Origin of the sequence: Streptococcus cristatus (assembly GCF_008369405.1) — a bacterium.
GTDB lineage: Bacteria > Bacillota > Bacilli > Lactobacillales > Streptococcaceae > Streptococcus > Streptococcus cristatus_G.
Genome location: NZ_VSJJ01000010.1, coordinates 68,818 through 76,718, shown reverse-complemented (window position 1 = coordinate 76,718; position 7,901 = coordinate 68,818). Strand labels below are relative to the sequence as shown.

Annotated in this window: 8 protein-coding genes; 7 read left to right on the top strand and 1 reads right to left on the bottom strand. The window is 43.3% G+C overall.

Features of this window, described 5'->3' with window-relative positions:
- From prs to FXF62_RS09230, 7 genes are all read left to right on the top strand, one after another.
- Window positions 1-587, top strand: a 587-nt coding sequence (prs, locus tag FXF62_RS09265) for a ribose-phosphate diphosphokinase (RefSeq protein WP_149518508.1), incomplete at its 5' end; no start/stop codon positions are given.
- Between the two features lie 124 nt (window positions 588-711).
- Window positions 712-1,335 carry an amylase-binding adhesin AbpA gene (gene abpA, locus FXF62_RS09260; protein WP_149518507.1) on the top strand — a complete coding sequence of 208 codons (624 nt, stop codon included), beginning with the start codon at window positions 712-714 and terminating at the stop codon, window positions 1,333-1,335.
- A gap of 91 nt (window positions 1,336-1,426) precedes the next feature.
- Window positions 1,427-2,257 (top strand): class B sortase, LPKTxAVK-specific, encoded by an 831-nt coding sequence (srtB, locus tag FXF62_RS09255; protein ID WP_149518506.1) that lies wholly within the window; start codon window positions 1,427-1,429, stop codon window positions 2,255-2,257.
- Between the two features lie 259 nt (window positions 2,258-2,516).
- Window positions 2,517-3,689: a pyridoxal phosphate-dependent aminotransferase gene (locus FXF62_RS09245; RefSeq protein WP_149518505.1), complete on the top strand. Its 1,173-nt coding sequence runs from the start codon at window positions 2,517-2,519 to the stop codon at window positions 3,687-3,689.
- The gene (gene recO / locus FXF62_RS09240; RefSeq protein ID WP_149518504.1) at window positions 3,682-4,479 is read left to right on the top strand and encodes a DNA repair protein RecO; all 798 of its coding nucleotides are present in this window, start codon (window positions 3,682-3,684) and stop codon (window positions 4,477-4,479) included. Before FXF62_RS09245 ends, recO begins: the two co-directional genes overlap by 8 nt.
- A complete protein-coding gene (gene plsX / locus FXF62_RS09235) occupies window positions 4,460-5,464 on the top strand; it encodes a phosphate acyltransferase PlsX (protein WP_149518503.1) in 1,005 nt (334 codons plus the stop codon). Before recO ends, plsX begins: the two co-directional genes overlap by 20 nt.
- Window positions 5,461-5,703 (top strand): acyl carrier protein, encoded by a 243-nt coding sequence (locus FXF62_RS09230; RefSeq protein WP_015604177.1) that lies wholly within the window; start codon window positions 5,461-5,463, stop codon window positions 5,701-5,703. The genes plsX and FXF62_RS09230 overlap by 4 nt, the downstream gene beginning before the upstream one ends.
- A 66-nt stretch (window positions 5,704-5,769) precedes the next feature.
- On the opposite strand, the gene FXF62_RS09225 is transcribed toward FXF62_RS09230, so the two are convergent.
- Window positions 5,770-7,716, bottom strand: coding sequence for a GBS Bsp-like repeat-containing protein (locus FXF62_RS09225; protein ID WP_149518502.1), 1,947 nt, complete (start codon window positions 7,714-7,716; stop codon window positions 5,770-5,772).
- Window positions 7,717-7,901: the final 185 nt, after the last annotated feature.

The following is a 7,901-nucleotide window of genomic DNA, read 5'->3' as shown; positions in this document are numbered from 1 at the left end:
CCATTGATTTGCATGCTGCTCAGATCCAAGGTTTCTTTGATATTCCTGTTGACCATTTGATGGGAGCGCCTTTGATTGCTGATTATTTTGAGCGTCGGGGCATGGTTGGTAGCGACTATGTGGTGGTCAGCCCAGACCACGGTGGTGTGAGCCGCGCTCGTAAGTTGGCAGAATTTCTCAAGACTTCGATTGCGATTATTGATAAACGTCGCAGCGTTGATAAGATGAATACCAGTGAAGTCATGAATATCATTGGTAAGGTAGAAGGTAAGACCTGTATTCTGATAGACGATATGATTGATACGGCGGGAACTATTTGTCATGCGGCAGATGCTTTGGCAGAGTCGGGCGCTGTGGAAGTCTATGCGAGCTGTACCCACCCAGTCTTGTCAGGGCCAGCTATGGAAAATATCCAGAAATCAGCTATTAAAAAATTAGTGGTTTTAGATACCATCTACCTTTCAGAGGAGAGATTGATTGATAAGATTGAGCAGATTTCTATCGCTCATCTCTTGGCAGAAGCCATCGTTCGAATCCATGAAAAACGCCCACTTTCACCCCTTTTTGAAGTAGAAAAAAAGGCCTAAAAGTGCTTAAATCAAGATTTTTTTAGTAAAAGACTTGACAATTTTAGAAATATTTCATATACTATACATAGTAACGATAGTTACCAAATAAAAAATGTTTTTTATATAAAAAAGGAGAAAACAAATGAAAAAAGTTGTACTTTCTAGCGTAGTAGCTCTTTCATTGTTCGCATTAGCAGTACCAGCGTTTGCTGAAAACTCAATCAACGGTGGAGCAAATACTCCAGGTGCGTATGATTCACGTGAAGCTTATGAAAACCAAACTGAATTCGTAAATGGTCGTAAAGCTAACGAATATGTTGGTGGTCACCAAGATAACGTTGATGCTATCGCATCACAAGACCCAGCAGTAGTTGAAGCTAAAAAAGCACTCGATGCTGTTGAAGGTGGATCACACCTTTACGGTGAAAAGAAAGCTGCTTACGAAAGCGCATTGAACGATGCTCGTAATGCTGTTCGTAACGGTAAAATCAAAGAATCTCAAACAACATACAACACTGCTGATAAGAAACAAGGTTCTTACTACATCTTGAACGAAACTCCAGAACAAAAGAATCGTCGTTACGAAGAAGAACATGGTGTGAAGAACAACCAAGCTGGAGATAAAGCAGGAGATAAAGGTACTACACCTGCATCTGCAGCAGAAGCAGCACGTACAGAATCTAAAGCTGGTAAAGCTGGTAAAGACGCTAAAGCTGGTCAAAAAGCAGCTGGTAAAGCTCTTCCAAAAACATCTGCTGTTAAATAATTTGTTTTAAACAATTGTACTAACACAATTTATATCACTGGACCTCTGGTTCAGTGATATTTTTTAGAAGGATTTTATAGGAATTTTATCTATGAGAAGAAGACAAAAACAACAGAAGAAAGATTGGAAATTTTTTGGTGGTTTAGGAGCTTTAGTTGTTGCTATTTTTGCAGGGATTTTTCTCCTTCAGCAGGCAATTTCTTCAAATTCTGCTACCACACCATCAACCAATCAGGTAAGTAAAGCATCGACCTACACGCCAAGTAAGGAAGAAAAGGAATACCTGACCAATCGTTTTAATGGTTTGAAAGGGATCAATCCTGAAACGGTGGCTTATGTCTATGCTCCAGGTACAGAATTGGATGAGCCAGTTGTACAGACAGGCGACAACTCAACTTACTTGGATAAGACCTTTGAAGGTGGAAATGAGCCTTATCTGGGGACTGTTTTCATGGATACTGAAAACAAAAAAGACTTTAGTGACCGTTTGACTTGGCTCTTTGGGCATGCTCGTGGAAGTCAGGTTGGTGACCACCGCATGTTTAATGATGTAAACTACTATGATAAACAGGAATACCTAGATCAGCATAAGTATGTTGTCATTGAAACACCAGAGCGTAAGCTTTACTATCAAGCAATGGGCTTGGTAATCGTCCCAGAAGAGACTGCCTTTTATCGGATTAAGTTTGATGACGATAAGGATTTTGAAACTCAGCTGAAGAATATCTATGAAGCGGCTCGTACAAAAGATCCAAATATCAAGATTAAAGCTAGCGATAAGTATGTTGTTCTTTCTACTTGTCGTGAAGAGGATGAGACGATTCGCTCTAACCTCTATCTGCGCCAAATCCCAGACTCTGAACTGCAAGATTTCCTAGCTAAGCATGGGAATGAGCTTACTTATAAAGCAACTCGTGAATAAGAGAGTGGGACAGAAATCGGTAATTCGTTAGAATTCGATTTCGTCGTCCCACCTCCGCACAGTTGAGTAGGGCTGTAAAAGCTGATGAAATCAGTAGAGCCCACTCAACCACTGCGTCTTGCTCGACAATCTAAAGACGATTGAGAGGCTAGGACTTTTGTCCCAGACTCTTTTGTTTTTCTATCTATAAATCAGATGGATTTTTGCGCAGGTGCTACATTTATAGTATAATAGTTCTATTAGATTATCGGAGGCGGCTATGGATTTGACTAAGAAGTTTAATAAGAATTTAGATAAAATTGAAGTGTCTCTGATTCGTCAGTTTGACCAGTCTATTTCTACGATTCCAGGTGTTCTGCGGCTGACCTTGGGCGAGCCAGACTTTCCGACACCGGATCATATCAAGGAGGCGGCCAAGGCAGCTATTGATGCCAATCAGAGCCACTATACAGGAATGAGCGGACTTTTGGAGCTGCGGCAGGCTGCGGCTGACTTTGTCAAGGAGAAGTACAATCTGAACTATCGTCCAGAAGATGAAGTCTTAGTCACTATTGGGGCAACAGAGGCTCTGTCTGCGACTCTGACGGCTATTCTGGAGGAGGGCGACAAGGTCTTGCTACCAGCGCCAGCTTATCCAGGCTATGAGCCGATTGTCAATTTGGTCGGGGCAGAGATTGTCGAGATTGATACGACAGAAAACAACTTCGTCTTGACCCCTGAAATGCTAGAGCAGGCTATCTTGGAGCAGGGGGATGCGCTCAAGGCGGTTATTTTGAACTATCCGGCCAATCCGACTGGCGTGACTTATTCGCGAGAGCAGATTGAGGCTTTGGCAGCAGTATTGAGCAAGTATGAAGTATTTGTTGTTTGTGATGAGGTATACTCTGAGTTGACTTATACGGAGCAGGGACATGTTTCTCTGGCGGAATATTTGCCTGAGCAGACCATCGTGATCAATGGCTTGTCCAAGTCTCATGCTATGACGGGCTGGCGATTGGGCTTTATCTTTGCACCGGCTGCTTTTACAGCTCAATTAATCAAGAGCCATCAGTATCTAGTGACAGCAGCCAACACCATGGCTCAATATGCAGCTATTGAGGCATTGACAGCTGGTAAAGATGATGCTCAACCGATGAAGACGGAATACATCCAGCGGCGGGATTATATTATCGAAAAAATGACAGAGCTGGGCTATCAGATTATCAAGCCAGCTGGAGCTTTCTATATTTTTGCCAAAATTCCAGAGGGCTACAATCAAGATTCTTTTGCTTTTTTGCAGGATTTTGCTGAGAAGAAGGCTGTGGCCTTTATCCCAGGAGCGGCCTTTGGTCAGTACGGAGAGGGCTATATCCGCCTGTCTTATGCAGCTAGTATGGAGACCATCAAGAAAGCTTTGAAACGGCTCAAGGAGTACATGAAAGAGCATGCTTAGACCGTTAACGAGCAAGAGTTTGATTCTCTATAATCGGAATTTCCGGGAAGATGATAAGCTGGTCAAGATCTTTACGGAACAGGCTGGCAAGCGAATGTTTTTCGTGAAACATGCTGGAAAATCTAAGCTGGCACCAGTCATCCAGCCTCTGACGACGGCAGAACTCTTGATGAAAATCAATGACGACGGACTCAGCTATATCGAAGATTACCAAGCTGTGGAAAGTTATGGGCAAATCAAGGGCGATCTCTTTGTCATGGCTTATGCTAGCTACGTGGCAGCCCTAGCGGATGCTAGTATTCAGGACAATCAGCCAGATCCAGCCCTCTTTGCCTTCCTGCAGAAGACACTGGATTTGATGAATCAAGGGCTGGATTATGAGGTTTTGACAAATATCTTTGAAATTCAGATTTTATCTCGCTTCGGGGTCTCTCTGAATTTCCATGACTGTGTTTTTTGTCATCGGACAGGTCTGCCTTTTGATTTTTCCTTTCAATATGGCGGGGTGCTCTGCCCAGAGCATTATCACAAGGATGCTCATCGCAGTCATCTCAATCCCAATATTCCTTTTTTGCTCAATCAGTTTCAGGCGGTTCAGTTTAGTGAGCTGGAGACAATTTCGCTCAGGCCTGAAATCAAGCGACAGATCAGGGACTTTATAGATCAACTCTATGATGAATATGTAGGCATTCATCTTAAATCAAAGAAATTTATCGACTCTCTGGGCGACTGGGGCAGCATTTTACAAGACAAACATGAGGAAGAACAGCATGAAAAAAATAGCTATTGATGCCATGGGCGGAGACAATGCCCCTCAGGCTTTAGTCGAAGGTGCCAATCAGGCTCTGAGAGACTTCTCGGATATTGAGATTGTTCTCTATGGGGATGAGGCCAAGATTAAACCTCTGTTGACAGCGACAGAGCGCGTCAGCATCGTCCATACGGATGAAAAGATTGACTCGGATGATGAGCCGACCAAGGCTATTCGCAAGAAGAAGCAGGCTAGCATGGTTTTGGCAGCCAAGGCAGTCAAGGATGGAGAAGCAGATGCGGTTCTGTCTGCCGGTAATACAGGAGCGCTTTTGGCGGCGGGCTTCTTTATCGTCGGACGGATTAAAAATATTGACCGACCGGGTCTTTTATCCACTTTACCGACTGTGGATGGTCGCGGTTTTGATATGCTGGATCTGGGGGCAAATGCTGAAAATACCCCTCACCATCTGCATCAATATGCTATCCTAGGTTCTTTTTATGCGGAAAATGTCCGTGGAATTAAGCAGCCACGGGTTGGTTTGCTCAATAATGGCACGGAAGCCAGCAAGGGAGACCCTCTGCGTAAGGAAACCTATGCCTTGCTGGCAGCGGATGACAAGCTGAATTTCATCGGCAATGTGGAGGCGCGTGACCTTATGGATGGAGTGGCAGATGTTGTCGTAGCAGATGGCTTTACGGGCAATGCTGTGCTCAAGTCTATCGAAGGAACGGCCATTAGTATCCTAGGCCAGCTCAAAAGATCTGTGCTAGGCGGCGGTCTCAAGGCTAAGCTAGGAGCTTTGTTGCTCAAAGATAGCCTACAGGAAATGCGCAAGAGTCTGGACTACTCCAGTGCTGGTGGGGCCGTTCTCTTTGGTCTTAAGGCGCCAGTAGTCAAGACACATGGCTCTAGCGATACCAAAGCTGTATATAGCACCATTCGTCAGATTCGGACCATGCTGGAGACAGATGTTGTCGGAAAATCTGTGGTAGAATTTTCAAAAGAGGTGGAAAGAGAATGAATCAAGAACAAATTTATCAAAAAGTAACAGAAATTATCCAAGAACGTCAGGGAGAGGACTTTGTGGTCCAGCCAACTTTGGGCTTGAAAGATGATTTAGGCGCTGATTCTGTTGACTTAATGGAATTTATCCTGACTTTAGAGGATGAGTTTGCGATTGAAATTTCAGATGAAGATGTTGATCGCTTTGAAAATGTCGCAGATATTGTTGCCTATTTAGAAAAGAAACTAGCGAAGTAAGAAATCGAATTCGACTTGAACAGATGAAAAACCTTGGTTGATAAAACCAAGGTTTTTTTAGTGAATTTATTTTGGATAAATATAGCTGACAGCTCCTTGACCGGCGGCGTAAGGATTGAACCAGCCACGGAAGTTGCCAATGTACTGTTTGCCTGCATAGTTGGATTCTTTAATTTGGATGCGGGTGTTGGATTCGACATGGGTGACAACACCAACATGTCCATAGCCGCCATCGGTCCAGCAGATGATGGCTCCGACTTGTGGGGTGCTTCCTGTCCGGAAACCAGCTGCGCGTGCGCTAGCTGCCCATTGGCCGCCGTTGCCCCAGTAAGGACCAGCCCAAGGAGCCAGTACTTTTGCTCCCCAAGTACACTGTCCATGAGGATAAGAGGAGGCTCCCGCATAATCAGGGGTGTAGAGGGTTGGCTCAGGCGTAGTTGGTTTTTGAACCTGATAACTGGTGCCTGTAAGTCCAGTCATCTGTCCATTGAGATTACGGTAAACATGTGTATGGAAGACTCCATTTCCAGCATGCTGTTGCGTATTGATGGTAAATTTATACAAGCCATTACCCGCTTTGTTAGCAGTGTACCATTTGATATCATCCTGGCCGTTGACCTCTGACCAAGTTGGTAGAAAAATGGTTCCTGGTCCGAAAGCATCGGAAACAGTCACTTCGTAATTGTAGGTAGAAATTTTATTGACAGAAACCTTAGATTTGATATTTTCAGCAGAGAGGGTGACGCTGTCTGTCGCATAGCTATGCTCGCTACCATCTTTGTACTTAACGTAGATATGATTGGTGTAGCTTCCAGATAAGGCTTGGTGGTTGCGGATATTGAATTGTGCAGTAAAAGTCCCATCTCCATTGTTGCTTGCCTCATACCACTTGATGGCACTTGGATTTTGAGCGTTCCAGATAGGCACACGGACGGATTGAATTGGCTTAGATGCTGCAGTTTCGGTTACTTTTACAGTGTAGGTTCCCTCTTCCTGATTGATATTTTCAACAGAGAAAAGCGGTTTTTGGTCTTTTTGAGAAGGCATTTTTCCAGCATCCAGCGTAACACTTGTTCCTGCTAATCCTGTTAACTCAGGCTTGACATAACTTTCTCCATAGAGATGAATATGGTAAGTTCCCGTATCGTAATTGTGTTTCTTCAGCTCGACTCTGACGCTATAACTGCCATCAGGATTTTTCTTTGCTTGATACCATTGTAAATCATCTTGCCCTTTATTTTCAGACCAGGTTGGGACAGTGACCTTATACATGGATTCAGGAAGATTTTTGATAAGAATTTCCATAATGCCAGGTTCAGGGAAGCTTGTCTGAATGGTCGGATTAGGTTTTTCTAGATGTAAAGTGGTGCCCGATTGGTAAATCATTTTGCCATTTTTGTTTTCATAAGTATCTACGAAATATTTTCCATAACCTTTGTGATTAGAAAGTGCAAATTCAGTTATATCTTGTCCGGCATTGTACCATTTTAAGTCATCTTGTCCGTTTTCATCAGACCAGACCGCATGTAAAATGCGAGAGTTTATCTGGTCTTTGTTACGCTTAAAGTGAATTTGGCCAGTTTGTCCGACAATATTAGTAGAAACCTTAACCGCAGGCTTATTAACAGTGAAAGTCGTACCATTCAAGCCTATCATTTTTCCATTTATCTTGATGTAAGTGTGTACATGGAAGGTGCCATAGCCAGCGTGCTGCCGGAGGTCAATGGCTGTGCTGGATGTCTGAGGCGTAGTGTACCATTTCAAATCATCCTGCCCATTTTCATCGGACCAGACTGCGTGGGAAATGGTATAGGGAACCTGAGCCTTGGAGCGGGCATAATGAATCTGTGCCGTATCTCCAGTGACATTGACGGTTACATTGCTGGCACGATCAGTGGGGCCTAGGACTTTATTTCCAGCTTCAGTTGATGCAACAGCTTGAGCCGTGGAATGACTAGCAAACAGCCCAAGGACTGCTCCGGATAATAAAAACAGCTTCTGATATTTTTTCATAAATCTCCTTTGAATAAGTAATTTGGATGATTCCATTTAGATTATTCGGGAAAAAATATAAAAAAAGAAAAATTTTAAAAGATGTTGGAATATGAATTTCTAATTTATTTTAGTATCATCAAATCTTTGCTGCTTGAAATACAAGGATGAAATAGTCAAAATATCAAAAATAATATAGGTAGATT